Raw genomic sequence first — 17,356 nt, 5'->3', positions numbered from 1 at the left:
AATGACGGCGGATAACCTGGTGATCGGAGGCATGGCCGCCTTTTCCACCGTCGATTATCCGCAACACCTGGCGGCAACCCTGTTCCTGCAGGGTTGTCCCTGGCGTTGCCATTACTGCCATAATCCTCATCTCATACCACTGGGAGCCGATGATGAAGAAATAACCTGGGAAAAAGCCCGCCGGCACCTGAAAAGCCGGCAGGGTTTACTGGATGCCGTAGTGTTCAGCGGTGGCGAACCCACCATCCAGAAAGCCCTGCTACCGGCCCTTCAGCAAACCCGCGAACTAGGTTTTCGTAACGGCCTGCACACCGGTGCCCCGCACCTGAAGTTGCTGGAGCCGCTGCTGCCCTGGCTGGACTGGGTGGGCCTGGACATCAAGGCGCTACCTTCAGACTATGAAATCATCACCACCAACCGCCATTCCGGGCAGGAGAGCTGGGCGGCTATCTCCGCATTGCAAAAGGCCGACGTGGACTTCGAATGCCGGATGACCTGGCATGGTGCCCTACAGTCACCGGAGCAGGTAATTACCGTGGGGGAGCAGTTGTCAGATCAGGGCGTGCGCCGGTTTGCAGTGCAGATCGCGCGCAGTGATCAGATGCTGAACGACACCATCGGGGCCGGGTATCTGAGTATGGAAAACAAGCAAAACGTCAGTAACAAACTCACTCCGCTTTTTGAAACCCTCGACATCCGGGAGTAGTCTGAGGGCAGACTCATTCAATCGGGAGAGCGTTTATGGATATCCGACTCAAACGAGCCTACGACACCGCCGCCCGCTCAGACGGCCCGCGTATACTGGTAGACCGCATCTGGCCCCGGGGCGTTGCCAAAGAAGATGCCGACATTGCTCACTGGCTGAAAGGGCTGGCGCCGTCTACCGAATTACGCAAATGGTTTGGCCATGATCCGGACAAATGGCCGGAGTTTAGGGAACGCTACCTGAAAGAACTCAAGTCCGACGGAGCCGCAGAGGATCGGGAAACACTCCGGAAGATCATTGATGAGCACAAACGCATAACGCTGGTGTTTGCTGCCAAAGACACCGAGCACAACAACGCGGTGGCGCTGCGGAATTATATCCTGAACGAAACGCTCTGAAGCCATCCGCTACCCGCTTTGGGTTCGGCCTGTTGTTACAAACCCTTACTGCCACGATCTAAAACATGTATAAAATATGAATCATTATTGAAGGGCTGGAGTAGTATTATGGGTTTTTGGCCGTCCACAAAGCGTGTGGAAGCGCTTCAAGCGGAGCTGTCGGCATTGAACAAGGCATATGCTGAGCGAGATGAGCAGAATCGCAGGCTGGAAGCCGAACTGGAGGAAGAGCGCAATGCGCTGGTAAAGACCCGCTCAGAACTTGAGCTTGGCCACCGACTGATGGCAGGTCTTGGTCAGTTCGGTTCCTCGCTGAGCGAACTCAAAGGATCCTTCAGCGAGTTGTCGGATTTGCTCGGTTCCCGGCGTAGTGAAGCCCTGAAAACCCGGGATGAATCCGGCCGGGTGCGCGACGGCATGGCAACGCTGGTACAGCGCCTGGATGGCGCACGCCAGAAGGTAGTGAGTTCTTCGGAGCAGATCGAGGCGCTGGAAACAGAAACCGGAAGCATAACGTCGCTGGTGGATGTTATTGACGGTGTGTCTGACCAGACTTCGCTACTTGCCCTGAACGCCAGCATCGAAGCCGCCCGGGCCGGCGAGCACGGGCGGGGGTTCAGCGTGGTGGCGACAGAAGTCCGTAACCTTGCATTCCGGGCGGGTGAGGCCACCCGTGAAATCGATGAGGCCATCAACCGGATTCGCAGCCAGACCTCCGCCGTCTCCGGGGCCAGCAAGGCGAGCAGCGAAGAAATGCAAAAGCTTGCCGAAGAGGCTGAAACCGCCCGGGACCGTTTAATGTCGTTGATTGATCTTGCGGACAATTCGTCTACGGCTTTGGGCAACGCCGCCTTGTTGTCGGAAATCGAGTTGGCCAACCTGGAAGAGCTGGAAATCAAACTCACCGTTTACCAGATTCTTGCGGGGCTGTCTGATCGAACTGCAGACACTTTGCCCTCTGAAACTGAATGTCGGCTCGGCCAGTGGTACTACCAGGGTGATGGCAATCAACAGTACGCCGGCCGAATGGATTTTAAAGCCATTGAGGAGCCGCACCGATTGGTACATGTATATGCTATCGAGGCAGTGCAGGCCCACCACGACAGTCGTCCTGAAGATGCGCTGAAAGCACTGGAGGGCATGGAAGCCAACAACCTGGATGTGATGAGTCGATTGAGGCGGCTGGTTTCCTGTGCTGATTAACACAATAACCAATACCGCCCACAACGACTTTCGTTTACCTGAAGCCATCTCATTACTGAGTGCAGGCGCTTCAGATCAAGACGCCCCCGTCGCGGGATTTCGCCGGTCTTACCCGTATTTGGAGTGTGACAGAGGCAATATTCAAACCTGGCAGGCCAATGAGATTCGGCAGTTGATTTGAGCTTAACCCGGCCGGTTCATTGCCATACGGCAATGAGTGCGCCCGACCCCAGAACCAGTGTGCCCCCTATCTCGGCAACAATCAGCAGCACCATAAAACCATGAATCAACGAGGGTGGTAGTGTTGCATTACCGAGTCTGTGGGGTTTGCGCAGTTGGTTGCTGGTGTCCCGAAGCAGGCCGTGAATGATGTAGGTGCCGATGGCCAGGGTGAAGAAGCCAAGGGCGGCCGCCGCTGCCAGGATGTTCAGCCAGCCGGGGTAAACGCTGTAACCGGCAAACCAGCCCAGCAGCATGGCTGCAAAACTGTACATCAGGGAGCTGCGGTGGGCAATGTCCACATAGCGCGGTGCCGCAGCCCTGGGGCTTCGGGCTATGCAGGCGTACTTCCAGACACCGGTCAGCAGGCCGGTGATAAAGAAAAGCGCAGCGGCGCTGAGGCAGAGTTTTTCGGCCAGTGACATGAACACGTCCTGTTTTGGATAAAGGGGATGGTTTAGGTTTTTATACCAACTTGGGAGATTGATTATGACGGTTACTGAAGGCCTTCGCCTGATGGCCGGGGTATTTACCCTGGTGTCGATCCTGCTTGCCCATTACGTTAGCCCTTACTGGTTATTGTTCACCGGCTTTGTAGCACTCAACCTGATTCAGTCGGCGTTTACCCGATGGTGCCCGGCGATGATGATCTTGCGCAAACTCGGGCTGCGGGATGCGTGATTCAGGCCTGGTTTGACCGGGTTCGGAGGTGTTGATTGGGGTTTGATCGCCGTGGTGAATGCGCAGGCTGTTGCCGAGCACACACAGGCTGCTCAGGGACATAGCCACTGCGGCGATCACCGGCTGCACCCAGCCTGCTACCGCCAGCGGCAGAGCCAGGCCGTTGTAGGCGATGGCCCACACCAGGTTCTGCCGCATCAGTCGCCGCGCCTGGCGGGCAAAATCGAGCGTGCTGGCAACGGTACCCAGGCCACCGGTAAGCTGCACCGCCGCGGCCGATTGGACGGCCTCCGGGGCGGTGTTGATGGCGATGCCGATGCGGGCAGAAGCCAGCGCCAGGCCATCGTTCAGTCCATCGCCGATAAACGCGGTGGGGTAGTGCTTCTGCAGGTTTTCGACAAACCGCAGTTTTTGCTCCGGTGACGCTTCGGCTATCACTCTGGCTGGCGGTATGTTCAGGCGCTTTGCCAGCGCCAGGCTGGCGTTTCGGGTATCGCCACTGACCATATAGATGGCGATGCCCCGGGCTTTGAGCTGTTCGATCAGCCCGGCAGCCTCGGGATTCAGCCGTTCCTGAAAATCAATCCGGCCCGCGTACTGGCCATCGAAGGCCAGGTGCAGGCTCATGCCGGTATCTGCCAACTCTGGCAGGCTCACTCCCTGCTGTTCCAGCCAGCGACTTCGACCAGCCAGTACCCGATGCTCGCCTAACCGCCAGAGGGTTCCCTGGCCGGGTATGGCGGTGCGGGTCCCCATGGCTTCGGGCAGGCTGGGTGCGCCTTCCAGTGCCAGGCCCCGGGCCGTGGGATGGCTGGAGCCCTGCAGGGTGTTGATGGCCAGTTGCAACAGGGCTTGAGGTGTCCAGCCGGGTTGTGGATGGCAGGCTGCGATGGTGGGGCGGTCGGTGGTGAGCGTGCCGGTTTTGTCGAAAACCACCACCTGAATATCAGCCGCCAACTCAAAGGCGGCCGGATCCTGCAACAAAATGCCCCGGGTCGCCAGCCGGGCATAGCCCATAATAATCACCAGCGGAATCGCCAGGCTCAGGGCGCAGGGGCAACTGATGATCAACACGGCCAGCCCCCGGGCCAGTGATTCACCCGGCGTGGCGCCCTGAAACCAGGCCAGCACCACCGAGGCCAACGCCGCAACTACCACGGTGGGCAAAAGCACCCGGGCGATGCGGTCGGTCAGCCGTTGCAGTGAGGTTTTCCGGCACAAGAGTTGGTGTATGGCACGGGTAATACCGTCGATGCGCCGCTGGCCGACTGCTGACGTTACCCGCAGCTGCGGGCAGCCCTCGATCAATACGCAACCGGCATACACCCGGTCGCCGGGCCGAACCGGGACGGGTTGGCTCTCGCCGGTGATCAGCGCGAAGTCGACCAGCGCCTCGCCTGCGGTGATATCGCCATCCAGGCTGAGCGGTTGCCCGGCCTCCGGCCGAATCCGCATGCCAGGTGTCACCTGGTCTGCCGGTATTTGCCGGAAACTGCCGTCGTCGAGAGTCACCGGGCTGCTGTTGCTCTGGCCCAGGTAGCGGTGAATGATGTCGGTGGCCCGGCGCCGTACATTGGTATCCAGCAGCCGGGCAATCAGTTGAAAGGTAATCAGCATGACCGCCGCATCAAAGTAGACGTGGCTCTCGCCCTGGCTCAGGCGCCAGGCGGATAGCAGGGTGGCGGCCACCACCGCGAAGGTAATCAGGGTATCCAGCCCGGGCACCCCCATGCGCAGCGTGCGCCAGCCAGCGCGGTAGAAGTGGGCGCCGGAGTAGGTGATGACAGGCAGGGCAAACACGCCGCTGGCCAGCGCCAGTGGCCAGGTTGCCTCCGGCTCCACCAGCCCCAGAGGCGCAAGGTAAACTAGCAGCGCGGGCATCATGCACCACATCCCGAACACCACGGCAGCGGCCAGTCGCCACTGCAGTTTTTTTCGGGCCAGATCGACCCCCTGGCTATTAGCGTTCGGGGGCGCATCCTGCAGTCGATAACCCAGCCGGTGAACCACCTGCGCCAACGCTGCAATGCCGGTTTGAGAGGTGTCCCAGCGCAGCAGGGCGGTGCCGGCGGCAAAGTTGACGGCCGCATCCAGCACCCCCGGCTGGCGTTTGAGCAGGCTTTCCACCGCGGCTGCACAGCTGCCGCAGTACATGCCCCGAACGAACAGGATGGTGTCGTCCGGTTGTTGCTTGCTTGCGACGCGTGGCGCGTTCACATCAGGGGGCCTGATAGGTTTCCTTCAGTTCATCGGCTGACCAGGGCCCTCGTTCGCCAACGCCAGCCTGATGTTCCTCCACCTGGGCCCCGGTGATGGGTTCCGCCTGGTTTCCCCATTCCTGACGAACGTAGCTGAGCACGGCGGCAATTTCGTCATTGCTCAGGGTGCCTTTGAACGCGGGCATCATGCCGTTGTAGGTCTGGCCTTTAACCTCAACCTCGCCCTGCAAGCCATCATGGACAATGGCAATAGGGATGTCGCGGGCCGCCACCACCCACTTGCTGCCGGCGAGCGGTGGAAAGGCTCCTGGCACACCCTGGCCATTAGCCTGATGGCAGGCTGCACACTGGGCATTGAACACGGTTTTTCCGTTGATACCACTGCCGCCTTCGCCGCCGGCACTGCTGACGTTTACCTCTGGCGCCGTGCGGCTGTCGCCGCCCAATAATGGCTTGCCGATGTTGTAGGCGTAGTAGCCCACCCCCCAGACAATCAGCACCGCAATCCACAGCAAAACGATCATCGGGGTTTTCCGCATCCCTTCTTCGGGTTCCGGATTTTCTCTCTGGCGTGCGCGTTCGTTGTCGGTTATCACGGTGGCAGTTACTCCTGGGTCTTTTCAGGTTCGGGCAGCGTTGGCGCCGGATAGGTGTGATCCAGCGCCAGCAGATAGTCCACCAGGGCCAGCGCCTGTTCTGTGGGCACGATGTAGCCTTCTTCCGGAGCATAGGGTTCCGGTAAGCGGACGACCGTGTCGTCCTCACCCACCGAGCGAACCCAGCGGAACAGGAACCGATAGGGTGGCATGATGCTGTCTTTCACCACCGCCTGCGGGTTGTAAAGATGTAGCAGGTGCCAGTCTTTACTGGGCTGGCGGGCACCGATATTGAACAGATCCGGCCCGGTACGCATGGTGCCCAGCAGGTGGGGCGTGTCGTAGGCATAGTCGCCGGGCACAGACGGGCGGCCCCAGCCGCGGTCTTTGTCGCCGCTGGCGAAGGACGGATCGCGGGGCTGCTGGCTGTGGCAGTAAACGCAGCCATTGGCAATGTAGATTTGCCGCCCTTCGAGTTGCCGCTCGGTGTAGGGTTTCAAGTCTGGTGGCACCTGTTCTGCAGACATTTGCAGATAGGGCATAACCACCAGTGTCAGTGTGGCCAGCAGCAGAATCAGTGCGGCGCCAACCATGATTGCGAGTGCGCGTTTCATTGGCTTACCTCCCGGGCCGGATTACGAAACAGTGTGGGCTGGTCTTGCAGCCGGCCTTTTCGCAACAGCATGGCGACAAAATGGAACGCAAAAACGATGTGGCCAGCAGTCATCAGGCTGCCACCGATAGTTCTTGCTTCGAGGTAAGGCAGAGTCATTCTTACAATATCCATAAACGGTGTGTCGGCGGTGAGCAGTTCCACGCCCTGTTTCCAGCCACCAATGGTCAGAGACACCACGTAAATCAGGATGCCGATGCTTACCAGCCAGAAGTGCAGGGCAATCAACCGCCGCCACGGCCATTCCCAGTTCATCAGCCGGGGCATGATGAAATAGACCGCGCCAAACAGAATAAAACTGAGGAAGGCGTACATGCCCAGGTGGGCATGGGCCACGGTGTAATGCGTGAAGTGGGTGATCACGTTGACGCTGCGCAGGGCTTCCATGGAACCCTGTAACGACGACACCGTGTACATCAACGCGCCGATCCAGACAAACCGCAGCGTGGGTGAGTCTTTCAGCCGGTGAAAGTTGCCCATCATGGTGCCGTGGTGGTTGATGGCAACGGTGATTACCGGGATCGACATCATCACGCTGTGCACAATCGACAGGGTGACCAGCCAGGTGGGAATGGGGCCGCCCACCAGATGGTGAATACCCACCTGGCTGTAGAACAGCGCCAGCGACCAGAAACCGATCAGTGACAACTGATAGGAAATAATCGGCCGCCCGAGGATTTTAGGAATCATGTAGTAGGCGATGCCGATGCCAATGGGAGTTACCCAGAGCCCGAGCACGTTGTGAGCAAACCACCAGTTAACGGTGGCGCCCGAGGTGCCGGGAAAGACGTAAGGCAGGTTGGCGATCAGAAACAGGAACGGGAACCACACCAGTGCCGCCAGAAAGTACCAGCTGGTGACATAAAGGTGAGAGACCGTCCGTTGCTTAGCGGTCAGCAGCAGCGGCACAGCGGCGAGCGCACCACCGGCAACGAACAGCAAATCTACTTGCCAGGGAAATTCCAGCCATTCCTTGCCGTCGGACAGTCCCAGATTGATAGCCCCCAGCCCAAGCACCAGCCCGATGTTCCAGAGCACTGCGCCGATAACCGCAAAACGGCCACCGGCCAGGCGGGTTTTGAACAACCGCGGAATCAGAAAAAGGGCAATGGCAATCCCGGCCATGGAGGCCCAGCCATAGGTGACCGCATTCAGGTGCATGGGGCGAACCCGGCCGAAGGTCAGGAACTCGCTGTTGGCTAGCAGCTCCGGCATATGCATCTTGGCGGAGGACAGCAACCCGTAAGCGGAGCCAAGCAACAGCCAGAACACGCTGGACGATAGCCAGCTCAGCGTGGCCAGCCGGGACGATTGATCGGCATCGTAACGGGCCCGATATTCGGCATCCGACAGTTCCTGCTTTTGTCGTTGCGGTGCTTCTGCGGGGTCTTCTCCAATGCCTTCCTCGCCGGGCGAGAAGATCGTTCGGGCCGATTTCTGGCCGTGGCTGAACTGGTTGTTGGCGATCGACCAGATCAGCAGCAGCAAGCCGACGGTTGAGAGCAGGAAGGTGATGATCAGGAGAACGGCAATGGTGGGCGTCATAGATCTTCCCGATTAGATTTATTTAAAATGCGTTAATTTGACCGTGTTCAATGTGAGTGAGTGAAGCGGATGTGCCTGATAGGCTCTTTCCAGCACAACCCGTGGTAACCATAAGATTAACCAGCGGAGTTATCGAACGGTAAATTGATTCAGATCAATTTATCCTGGTCGTGAGGGTGATTTTTCGGGGAGAAGCGCTTTTTGATGATCATTTCTAGCACTTAAGATGTATTGAAAATAAATCTATTGTAGTTCTTAATGCCGAGATGGTGGCCTTGGTGTTCGATTAAAGGAGCCGCCATTGGATGTCCAAATAACAAGAGATGAGATCAAGGAGCTTCAGATGACCCATCTAAAACGACAGTCATTGATGATACTGGCTGCTGTACTGTTGGCGTTTCCCCTGGCTGGCCACGCCGAAGACGAAAAAAAGACCGACGTTTGGCTGCCGAGCCTGATCACCGAAACCCCGCAGCAAGGATTTGAACTGGCGATCAAGCTGTCCCGTATGGGGGTGAAAAGTACCCAGTCGAACAAGGAGGTGCTGTTTCGCGAGCGGGCCGAGTATTCCCAGGATGGTGAGGCACTGATCCACGCCTCAGAAGTGATTGCGGTGCACTTTCAGACCGTGGCTGCTGCCAATAACTACTGGAAATAAGACGTTGAGCACCCGGCCAGTACCGCGTCTGGCCGGGCCTGTCTCACACCCGTGTTTTTACCAGCATGGTCTTGATGTGGCCAATGGCTTTCATCGGGTTCAGGCCTTTCGGACAATAGGCGGTGCAGTTGCCGATACCCCGACAGCGAAACACGCTGAACGGATCTTCCAGACGGGACAGCCGTTCCTGGGTGGCGGTGTCTCTGGAATCTACCAGAAAGCGATAGGCCTGCAACAGTCCCGATGGCCCGATGTACTTTTCCGGGTTCCACCACCAGGACGGGCAAGCCGAGGTGCAACAGGCACACAGAATGCACTCGTACAGGCCGTCCAGTTTGGCCCGGTCTTCCGGGCTTTGCAGTCGCTCGATGGCGGGGGCAGGGCTATTGTTGATCAGCCAGGGTTGCACTCGTTCATATTGTTTGAAGAACAGCGATTGATCCACCACCAGATCCCGGATTACCGGCATGCCTGGCAGGGGCCGGATTTCGAGGAGGTTTTTCTTGCCGAGGGCGTCCTTCACCCGGGTTATGCAGCCCAGGCCATTGCGACCATTGATGTTGAGGCCGTCTGAGCCACACACACCCTCCCTGCAGGAACGGCGGAACACCAGTGTTACATCGCGGGTTTTCAGGTGCTCCAGAACGTCCAGTACCATCCGGTTGCGGAATTCACCATCAACGTCCACATCCTGGCTGTAAGGCACAGCGTCTTGCTCGGGATTGTATCGGTATAAGCGAACGGTGAACGGGCTCATTCTGCCTCCTCTCTATCGGATCGCGGTCTGGAGATTACAGGTTAGCAGACAAACGTGAGGTTTGCGGCTCAGTTGAAAACACCCGTGTGCTATATGGCAGAAAACAAAAACGGAGTATCAGATGGTGAGTTCGACAGGTCATTTTCCTGCAAACGTTATACATCTTGTTGGTTCAGCCGCGGCCGGGCTGTTTCCAGGATACTTTGCAGTTGTGATGGCAACTGGCGCTACGTCAATTGCCTCCAATATGCTGGGTTACGAAACCGTGTCAATGTTGCTGTTGCTGGCCAACTGCCTTGCCTACGCAGCTCTTTGTGCCCTGACCCTGATACGACTCGTTCGCTATCCCCGGCTTATTGTGAACGACATGATCAGCCACGCCCGGGGTCCCGGTTTTTTTACCCTGATTGCCGGTACTTGTATTCTGGGGGTTCAGTTTGAGGTGTTACTGGGCTGGGATCATGTTGCCGCTGCTTTCTGGTGGCTGGGGGTCGGCTTATGGGCTGTGATCATGTACCTGTTTTTTATCTCTGTGACGACCCGTGAGACCAAGCCAACCCTGGATACAGGGATAAACGGAGCCTGGTTGCTGGCGGCGGTAAGTACGCAGTCTGTGGCCATTCTGACAGCTCTGGTGCCCTGGAGCGGGCCTGAAGACCTCCGGTTATTTTTTGCCCTGTGTATGTTCATGGTTGGCTGCATGCTGTACCTGGCCATCATCACGTTGATTTTCTATCGCCTGACCTTTCTTAAGCTGAGTGCGGAAAATCTCAGTCCACCCTACTGGATCAATATGGGGGCGGTTGCCATTGCCACTCTGGCTGGTTCAACTCTGATTATCCGGGGAGAGCAAGGCAGTCTGCTGGCAGATTTCCTACCCTTCATGCGCGGTTTTACCTTGTTTTTCTGGGCGATTGCCAGCTGGTGGATTCCACTGTTGATTGGCCTGACATTCTGGCGCCATGTACTGCGTCACCACCGGTTGCAGTACGAGCCCCAGCTGTGGAGCATGGTGTTTCCGCTGGCGATGTATACCACTGGTACGATTCGCCTGGTGGATGCTCTGGGAACCGAGTTTCTGATGATCATCCCGGCAGTAACCATCTGGCTGGCACTGGCGGCCTGGGTCTTTACCAGTATTGGTATGTGGCGACACTTTGCCGGAGTGGTGCGGGAAAAAATGGCGGGTTAGCAAGACTAACCCGCCGTAACGTCACTTCAGGGGTTTGTGGGCAATATCCCGCTCTTTACCCTTGAGCATGTAGTCAAAGTAAAACGGCGGCAGAACCCGCTTCTTTACGTGCCAGTAGAATCGGGATTCCTTGAACGGGCTCAGGGGCAGCGTGGGCGTTACCTTACCGCCATAGATGAACTCGGCCAGCATAACGGTGCCATAGCCGGTCACTACCGGGCATGAGGTGTAGCCATCATAGCTGGCATCAAGACCACGGCCTGACAATCGGGCCAGTATGTTGGCAGCGGCAACCGGTGACTGTTTGCGAACGGCTGCAGCGGTTTTGGAGGTGGGCAGAGAGCTGGCATCACCCAGGCTGAATACGTTGTCGTAACGAACGTGTTGCATGGAATGCTGATCTACCTCTACCCAGCCTTCGGCATTGGCCAGGGCGCTGTTCCGGATAAAGTCCGGCGCGCACTGTGGCGGTGTAACATGCAGAAAGTCGAAGTTCTCTTTCACCTCGCTGACTTCGCCGGCGCTGTTGGTGAAACGGAAGGTGGCAACCTTGTTCTCGCCGTCAACGGCAACCAGATTGTGGTTCATCAGCAATCCGACATTATGTCGTTTGGCGACCTGAGTCAGGGGTGGAACGAAATCGGGCACGCTGAACAGCGCACCACCGGCTGCGTAGAATTTCAGTTCGCTGCTGCCACTGAGGCCTTTTTTGCGCACATAATCTGCTGCAAGGTAGGCGATTTTCTGGGGAGCACCGGCACATTTGATGGGTGCTGGTGGTTGAGTAAACAGGGCTTTGCCGCCCTGGAATGCCTTCAGGCATTGCCAGGTGTATTCCGCCATTGCCGGGTCGTAATTACTGCAGACGCCATTGCGCCCGATTGCGTCTCGCAGGCCTTCCACTCCGTCCCAGTTCAGTTTCAGGCCCGGTGTCACTACCAGAATGTCGTAAGCCAGTTTGCGGCCATCCGAGAGCAGCAGGGTGTTGGTGTCAGGCTGCAATTCGGTAACGGCAGCTCTTACCCAGCGGGCGTTGTCTGGCAGGGTTTCGGCCTGGGGTCGGGCCGTTTTGGCAAGCGAATAGGCACCGCCGCCCACCAGAGTGAATGCGGGCTGGTAATAATGAACATCGCTGGGCTCAACAATCGCAACGTCCAGCCCCGGGCGCTGGCGGAGTAGCGAGGCGGCAACGCTGGTGCCGGCGGCGCCGGCGCCGATAACAACGACGGTGTGATGCTGGGTAGTTTCCGGTTTGGCCATAATGCTATTCCACTTGTCGGTTATATAGACTAAAAAGTTTGGAAGGAAGCATAAATCTAAAACCAAATATCATAAAATGATCGAAGTCATCTCCGGCTTATTATTTTTGAATATGCTTAAACCCCTTTAAAAACAAATGTTTAATATGTAAATCGATAAATTGGATAACTAAAATAAAAATAATCTGATTTATCGGGGTTGTGTTAGCTTCCTAGAGTGCCCGTGACATTTTCGGCTCAACCCGGGTAGGTCCCGTGGGGCCATTAACGATGTGTTTCGGTGGCTTTTCATGACAAACAATCTCAGTTCATCTCCGCTGTCTGCAGAGCAGCAGCAACGCCTGGGCCAGTTACTGGCTGAGCTTGGCTCTGATCAGATTTACTGGCTTGCCGGGTACCTGGCAGGCTATTGCTTTTCCAACTCCCCGTCAGCAACCGCGTCTCAAGCTTCAGCTGTCGGTGGCCGCGAGTTGACCATCCTCTTCGGTTCCCAGACGGGCAACGCCGAAGGCGTGGCGGAGCAACTGGCGGTCCGTGCGGCGGAGAAAGGCATAGCCGCAAAAGTTGTTGATCTCGCGGACTACAAGCCCAAGCAGCTCAAGCAGTCACAGTTCCTGGCGCTGGTGACATCCACCCAGGGCGAGGGCGATCCCCCCGACAACGCGCTGGATTTCCACGAATTCCTGATGGGCAAGAAGGCCCCGAAACTGGGCCAGTTGCGCTACAGCGTTCTGGGCCTCGGAGATTCCAGCTACCAGCATTTCTGCCAGACCGGCAGGGATTTTGATCAGCGCTTGACGGAGCTGGGGGCCTCCAGACTGGCCGAGCGGGTTGACTGTGATGTGGACTATGAAGACCTGGCAGAACAGTGGATTGAACGGGTGCTTGAGGCCGTGGCATCCGAGGCCGGCGCCTCCCAGCCGGTCGCCTCTGCCACAACGGCCGTTGGTTCGACAGCCGCATCGCTCTATAGCCGCAAAAACCCGTTTCAGGCGACGATCCTGACCAACCAGCTGTTGAATGGCCGGGGTTCTGACAAGGAAGTTCGGCATATAGAGTTTTCCCTGGAAGATTCGGGGCTGCAGTACAAGCCGGGCGATGCCCTGGCGGTGTGTCCGGAAAACAGCCCGGCACTGGTGTCACAACTGTTGTCAGCACTGGACTTTGACAGTGAAGCCCCGGTGGACATCAATGGCGTGGCCGGTACTCTGGGCGAGGCCCTGGCCCGGCACCGTGAGATCACCCTGCTGACGCCACCACTGATCAAACAGTGGGCAGAGCTGGCGGGTCAGGAGGAGTTGAGCGCCCTGGCCGACAACGCTGGCGAGCTCCGGGACTGGACGGGGGGGCGGGATCTGCTGGATCTGGTTCAACGCTGGCCAGTGCCATCACTGCAGCCGCAGCAACTGGTGAATCTGCTGCGCAAGTTGCCACCGCGGTTGTACTCCATCAGCTCCAGTCAGGCCGCTGAGGAAGATGAGGTCCATATTACCGTCGCCGCCGTGCGCTATCGCAGCCACGAACGGGATCGTGAAGGCGTGGCTTCCACCTGGCTGGCAGACCGCCTGGAAGAGGGCGCTACCGTGCCCGTATACATCGACCCGAACAAGAACTTTGCACTGCCGGACAACGATGAGGCTCCGATCATCATGGTCGGCCCCGGTACTGGCGTGGCACCCTTTCGGGCCTTCATGCAGGAGCGGGAAGAACGGGGGGCAACGGGAGATAACTGGCTGATTTTCGGTGACCGCCGCTTTCGCAGCGACTTCCTGTACCAGAGTGAATGGCTGAAGTGGCGCCGGGATGGCCTGTTGACCCGGCTGGATGTGGCCTTTTCAAGGGATCAGCAGGAAAAGCGTTATGTTCAGCATTGCCTGCGGGAGCAGGGGGCAGAAGTCTGGGCCTGGCTTGAGCGCGGCGCCAGCCTCTATGTCTGCGGTGATGCCGAGCGCATGGCACCGGATGTCCATCAGGCACTGCTTGATATTGTTTGTGAGCAGGGCTGCAAAACTGCAGAGCAGGCTGAAGATTACCTGCGCCAATTGAACCGGGATAAACGTTACCAGCGGGATGTGTACTGATGAGTGAGAAACTGCCAGAAGCCGAGATAATCAAGCGCGAGAGCGACTACCTCCGGGGCACTATCCTGGAAGGTCTGCAAGACCGGGCCACCGGAGCCTTGCCGGAGGATGACACCAAACTGACCAAATTCCACGGCAGTTACCAGCAGGATGACCGTGATCTGCGGGACGAACGCCGGCGCCAGAAGCTGGAGCCTTTGTATCAGTTCATGGTGCGCCTGCGCCTGCCGGGTGGGGTGCTGTCCAGCCAGCAGTGGCTGGGGCTGGACCGGATTGCCGATGAGTGTGCCAATTCCACTCTGCGGCTGACCACCCGCCAGACCTTCCAGTTCCACGGTGTGTTCAAGGAAAAAATGCAGACCTTCATGAGAATGGTCAACGAACTGGGGCTGGATACCCGGGGCGCCTGTGGCGACGTCAATCGCAACGTGATCAGCAACGTCAATCCGCAGCTGTCCCACCTGCACCGGGAGATTCACGAACTGTCGCTGGCCATCAGTGACCGCCTGCGCTGGCGCTCCGGTGCCTATGGTGAAGTGTGGCTGGGCGAAGAACGAGTGGCAGCCCTGGGGGAAGAGGAAGAGCCGTTCTACGGCTACAAATACCTGCCCCGGAAATTCAAGATAGCCCTGGCCATTCCGCCGGAGAATGACTGCGATGTATTCGCCAACGACATCGGCCTGATTGCCATTGTCGAGGATAACCGGATACAGGGCTTCAACCTGGTGGTTGGCGGAGGCATGGGGCTCACCTATGGCGATCCGGCAACTTACCCACGGCTGGCGACCATGGCCGGGTATGTGCCTAAAGACCAGATAGTGGATGCCTGTCAGGCCATCTGTGCCATCCAGCGGGATTTCGGAGATCGCACCAACCGCGCCCATGCCCGCTTCAAGTACACCATTGATGACCATGGCATGGACTGGTTCCGGGAAAAGTTTCAGGAATACCATGGCCAGGCTTTTGAGAAGCCCCGCAGTTTCAGTCTGAGCAGTAATGGCGACCGGTTTGGCTGGGTAGAGGGCGAAGACGGGCTGCAACACCTGACCCTGCTGATTCCCACGGGCCGGGTGGCTGATACAGAAGAGGGCGGCCAGATACGCACAGCGTTGCGAAAGATTGCCGAGCTTCACTCGGGTAATTTCCGGATTACCTGCAACCAGAATCTGGTGATTGCCGGGGTCTCCGCTGAGCAGCGGCCTGCCATTGATGCGCTGGTGGAAGAGTATGGCCTGGATGCCGGCAACCGCAGCACACCCCTGCGCCAGCACTCTATGGCTTGCGTTGCCTTCCCGACCTGCGGCCTGGCCATGGCCGAATCCGAGCGTTTTCTGCCGGGGTTTATTGATCAGATTGAACGCTTGATGGCCGATGAGGGGCTGGAACCAGACGCTATCAACATCCGGGTAACCGGCTGCCCCAATGGCTGTGCCCGGCCCTACCTGGGCGAAATTGCCCTCACCGGCAAGGCTATTGGCAAATACAACCTGTACCTGGGGGCGGACTTTGCGGGCCAGCGGATGAACCGGCTGTACCGTGAAAACATTGATGTTGATACGGTTCTCGCCGAATTGCGGCCGCTGTTCCGTGCCTACCGGGAGCAACGCCAGGCGGGAGAGCATTTTGGCGATTTTCTGGTGCGCACCGGGGTGGTTGAAGCCGAGCGTACGCCGGCTATGCTCCATGAAGCGCTGAAATAACTCTGGAGATGATCAATGGATACCCCGGAGAGTCTGGAATGGCAAAGGCTTGCTTTTGTTGAGAACCGTGATGGTATGGCAGCGGCGTTGACCTTCGCACGGCAGGGTGTTGCCCAGTATGCGTCTGCCCTTCGGGAGTCGGATTCCGGTGGCAACCAATACGGTGCCGCTTTTCGGGAAAGCCTGCTGGCCTCCATCCAGGTATACCGGGAGTATCTTCAGAAAAACGAAACCCCGGCTTGACCGGGGTTTCATGCGGACCGTAAGCGTTGGTGGTGCGTCGTTAGTACATTTCCAGCCGCCCAATATCCCTGGATTGCAGGCGGGCTTCTGCCTGTTGGTTGGCTGCCAGCTCCCTGAAGAGTTCCGCCTCACGATTATTCTGGGCAAGTTTGGCGCGCAGTTCATACATTTCCGTCAGGGTTTTGTGTGAACCCAGAATGTTCTTCAGAACATCCTGTATGTCATGGCACCCTGTACAGGCTGGTATCCGGTCCGGGATCCGGCGGCTTTCGAAATCCTGAGAGTCAACCAGCCAGGCGTCCATCAAATCATCGTCGGCATCCTGCAGGAAGTCCTCCATGGCTTCCGCCTGGCGATGCTCCCGACTTGCCAGAAAACTGAGTGCCATTTGTATACGTTCGTCTTCCTGCACTGCAGCCAGTATCTCATATTGTTTTTCGAGCAGTTCGTGGTATTCGGTTATCCACTCGATCAGGTTTTTCAGTTGTTTAAAGGCCATAATTCTGTCCCCTCGGTTCAGAACTGAAAGCGCGGGAACAGCACATCCCGCTCCAGGTAGATTTGCTCAGAAAGCCTGAAATCCAGAGCTTTCAGTTCATGGTAGAAGCGCCTCCATGAACGACATGCAGACTCCGGTGCCCGATAGTTTTGGGTCATATCGCGGAGCTTTTTCAGTTGTTTTTTGATGATTGAATGTTCTTCGTTCATTTGGGCGATGGGCGTTTCCGGGCGCGGAGGCTGGTCATGCACCATCTGATTCAGTACGTGAGTGTTCTCCTTCTCGATATGATCTCGAAGCAGGTGCTCCAGCTTTTTGACCGCCAGCGTGATGCCTTTCGGTACGTCCGGATTTGCTCTGTGAACCGCTTCAATCTTGCGGGCGAGCCGGTGGATTTCGGGCAGCTTGGCGAGGTGAGCGGCATCGTACCCCCTCAGTATCAGCTCCAACAGTACGTCAGTATCCAGCTCTTCAATCGATGCCTGCTCCATGACAGTGTCAAACAGCTCCTGGCATAACTTCCCAGGGTCAACATTGGCAATGGAGGCGACCATAGCCACGGTGGCCAGGCGGTGGTTCTCGATATGCGGCACGTATCGGCGGAATACATCGAGTGTTTCCGGGCATTTGCTTGCCAACTGGCTGACCGTGGTTTCGCTGCAGCGTCCAAGAATATCCTGATAGTTCATTGCTCATCCTCCTTTCTTGCTTTAACATACATATAAGA

The 17,356-nt window shown here is 57.6% G+C and carries 17 protein-coding genes and 1 pseudogene; 9 read left to right on the top strand and 9 right to left on the bottom strand.

Translation table 11 applies throughout. From position 1 onward, the window contains the following. The first annotated feature begins 1 nt into the window (after position 1). The 3 genes from ACF8YQ_RS14240 to ACF8YQ_RS14230 all read left to right on the top strand — a co-directional run bounded on the left by ACF8YQ_RS14240 (position 2) and on the right by ACF8YQ_RS14230 (position 2,307). Positions 2-706, top strand: coding sequence for an anaerobic ribonucleoside-triphosphate reductase activating protein (locus ACF8YQ_RS14240; RefSeq protein WP_396621781.1), 705 nt, complete (start codon positions 2-4; stop codon positions 704-706). A 35-nt stretch (positions 707-741) separates the two neighbouring features. Further along, a complete protein-coding gene (locus ACF8YQ_RS14235) occupies positions 742-1,104 on the top strand; it encodes a DUF488 domain-containing protein (RefSeq protein ID WP_183576864.1) in 363 nt (120 codons plus the stop codon). A gap of 108 nt (positions 1,105-1,212) precedes the next feature. Next, complete coding sequence (locus ACF8YQ_RS14230) at positions 1,213-2,307, top strand: methyl-accepting chemotaxis protein (RefSeq protein ID WP_396621780.1); 1,095 nt, start codon at positions 1,213-1,215, stop codon at positions 2,305-2,307. A 197-nt stretch (positions 2,308-2,504) separates the two neighbouring features. Here the strand turns inward: ACF8YQ_RS14230 and ACF8YQ_RS14225 are convergent, their stop codons facing one another. Continuing rightward, positions 2,505-2,951: a hypothetical protein gene (locus ACF8YQ_RS14225; RefSeq protein ID WP_226596650.1), complete on the bottom strand. Its 447-nt coding sequence runs from the start codon at positions 2,949-2,951 to the stop codon at positions 2,505-2,507. Positions 2,952-3,015: 64 nt separating this feature from the next. Between ACF8YQ_RS14225 and ACF8YQ_RS14220 the strand changes: the two are divergent. Continuing rightward, positions 3,016-3,123 (top strand): annotated as a pseudogene (locus ACF8YQ_RS14220) (DUF2892 domain-containing protein); the annotation flags it as partial. On the opposite strand, the gene ACF8YQ_RS14215 reads toward ACF8YQ_RS14220, so the two are convergent. Genes ACF8YQ_RS14215 through ACF8YQ_RS14200 form a run of 4 tightly spaced genes read right to left on the bottom strand, consistent with a single transcriptional unit; the run spans position 3,103 to position 8,240 of the window. Further along, positions 3,103-5,424, bottom strand: a complete 2,322-nt coding sequence (locus ACF8YQ_RS14215; RefSeq protein WP_396621779.1) for a heavy metal translocating P-type ATPase — start codon at positions 5,422-5,424, stop codon at positions 3,103-3,105. The pseudogene ACF8YQ_RS14220 and the gene ACF8YQ_RS14215 overlap by 21 nt on opposite strands. Before the next feature lies 1 nt (position 5,425). Further along, on the bottom strand, positions 5,426-6,022 hold the full coding sequence (locus ACF8YQ_RS14210) for a c-type cytochrome (RefSeq protein ID WP_396621778.1): 597 nt from the start codon (positions 6,020-6,022) through the stop codon (positions 5,426-5,428). An 8-nt stretch (positions 6,023-6,030) separates the two neighbouring features. Next, entirely contained in the window at positions 6,031-6,636 is a 606-nt protein-coding gene (locus ACF8YQ_RS14205) for a cbb3-type cytochrome c oxidase subunit II (RefSeq protein ID WP_226596647.1), read from the bottom strand. Then, entirely contained in the window at positions 6,633-8,240 is a 1,608-nt protein-coding gene (locus ACF8YQ_RS14200; RefSeq protein ID WP_058341681.1) for a cbb3-type cytochrome c oxidase subunit I, read from the bottom strand. Before ACF8YQ_RS14200 ends, ACF8YQ_RS14205 begins: the two co-directional genes overlap by 4 nt. Before the next feature lie 343 nt (positions 8,241-8,583). Between ACF8YQ_RS14200 and ACF8YQ_RS14195 the strand changes: the two genes are divergently transcribed. After that, positions 8,584-8,898, top strand: a complete 315-nt coding sequence (locus tag ACF8YQ_RS14195; RefSeq protein WP_201785338.1) for a hexameric tyrosine-coordinated heme protein — start codon at positions 8,584-8,586, stop codon at positions 8,896-8,898. Between the two features lie 43 nt (positions 8,899-8,941). Here the strand turns inward: ACF8YQ_RS14195 and ACF8YQ_RS14190 are convergent, their stop codons facing one another. Continuing rightward, the gene (locus ACF8YQ_RS14190; RefSeq protein ID WP_396621777.1) at positions 8,942-9,655 is read right to left on the bottom strand and encodes a succinate dehydrogenase iron-sulfur subunit; all 714 of its coding nucleotides are present in this window, start codon (positions 9,653-9,655) and stop codon (positions 8,942-8,944) included. A 121-nt stretch (positions 9,656-9,776) separates the two neighbouring features. On the opposite strand from ACF8YQ_RS14190, the gene ACF8YQ_RS14185 reads away from it, so the two are divergent. After that, positions 9,777-10,847 (top strand): tellurite resistance/C4-dicarboxylate transporter family protein, encoded by a 1,071-nt coding sequence (locus tag ACF8YQ_RS14185; protein ID WP_396621776.1) that lies wholly within the window; start codon positions 9,777-9,779, stop codon positions 10,845-10,847. Positions 10,848-10,868: 21 nt separating this feature from the next. Here ACF8YQ_RS14185 and ACF8YQ_RS14180 read toward each other — a convergent pair whose 3' ends face one another. Further along, complete coding sequence (locus ACF8YQ_RS14180; RefSeq protein ID WP_396621775.1) at positions 10,869-12,107, bottom strand: FAD/NAD(P)-binding oxidoreductase; 1,239 nt, start codon at positions 12,105-12,107, stop codon at positions 10,869-10,871. Between the two features lie 289 nt (positions 12,108-12,396). On the opposite strand from ACF8YQ_RS14180, the gene ACF8YQ_RS14175 reads away from it, so the two are divergent. The 3 genes from ACF8YQ_RS14175 to ACF8YQ_RS14165 are packed head-to-tail and all read left to right on the top strand — an operon-like array spanning position 12,397 to position 16,130. Further along, on the top strand, positions 12,397-14,187 hold the full coding sequence (locus ACF8YQ_RS14175; protein ID WP_396621774.1) for an assimilatory sulfite reductase (NADPH) flavoprotein subunit: 1,791 nt from the start codon (positions 12,397-12,399) through the stop codon (positions 14,185-14,187). After that, positions 14,187-15,887, top strand: a complete 1,701-nt coding sequence (locus ACF8YQ_RS14170) for an NADPH-dependent assimilatory sulfite reductase hemoprotein subunit (RefSeq protein WP_264186955.1) — start codon at positions 14,187-14,189, stop codon at positions 15,885-15,887. The genes ACF8YQ_RS14175 and ACF8YQ_RS14170 overlap by 1 nt, the downstream gene beginning before the upstream one ends. A gap of 15 nt (positions 15,888-15,902) precedes the next feature. Further along, positions 15,903-16,130, top strand: a complete 228-nt coding sequence (locus ACF8YQ_RS14165; RefSeq protein ID WP_396621773.1) for a hypothetical protein — start codon at positions 15,903-15,905, stop codon at positions 16,128-16,130. 40 nt (positions 16,131-16,170) lie between these two features. Here the strand turns inward: ACF8YQ_RS14165 and ACF8YQ_RS14160 are convergent, their stop codons facing one another. Continuing rightward, positions 16,171-16,629: a hypothetical protein gene (locus ACF8YQ_RS14160; RefSeq protein ID WP_396621772.1), complete on the bottom strand. Its 459-nt coding sequence runs from the start codon at positions 16,627-16,629 to the stop codon at positions 16,171-16,173. A 17-nt stretch (positions 16,630-16,646) separates the two neighbouring features. After that, a complete protein-coding gene (locus ACF8YQ_RS14155; RefSeq protein WP_396621771.1) occupies positions 16,647-17,318 on the bottom strand; it encodes a hemerythrin domain-containing protein in 672 nt (223 codons plus the stop codon). Positions 17,319-17,356: the final 38 nt, after the last annotated feature.

It is taken from the genome of Marinobacter sp. W-8, from assembly GCF_044342215.1.
GTDB classification, from domain to species: domain Bacteria; phylum Pseudomonadota; class Gammaproteobacteria; order Pseudomonadales; family Oleiphilaceae; genus Marinobacter; species Marinobacter nauticus.
Note: the sequence above shows the minus strand (reverse complement) of the source record. Positions and strands in the feature narration are given on the sequence as shown.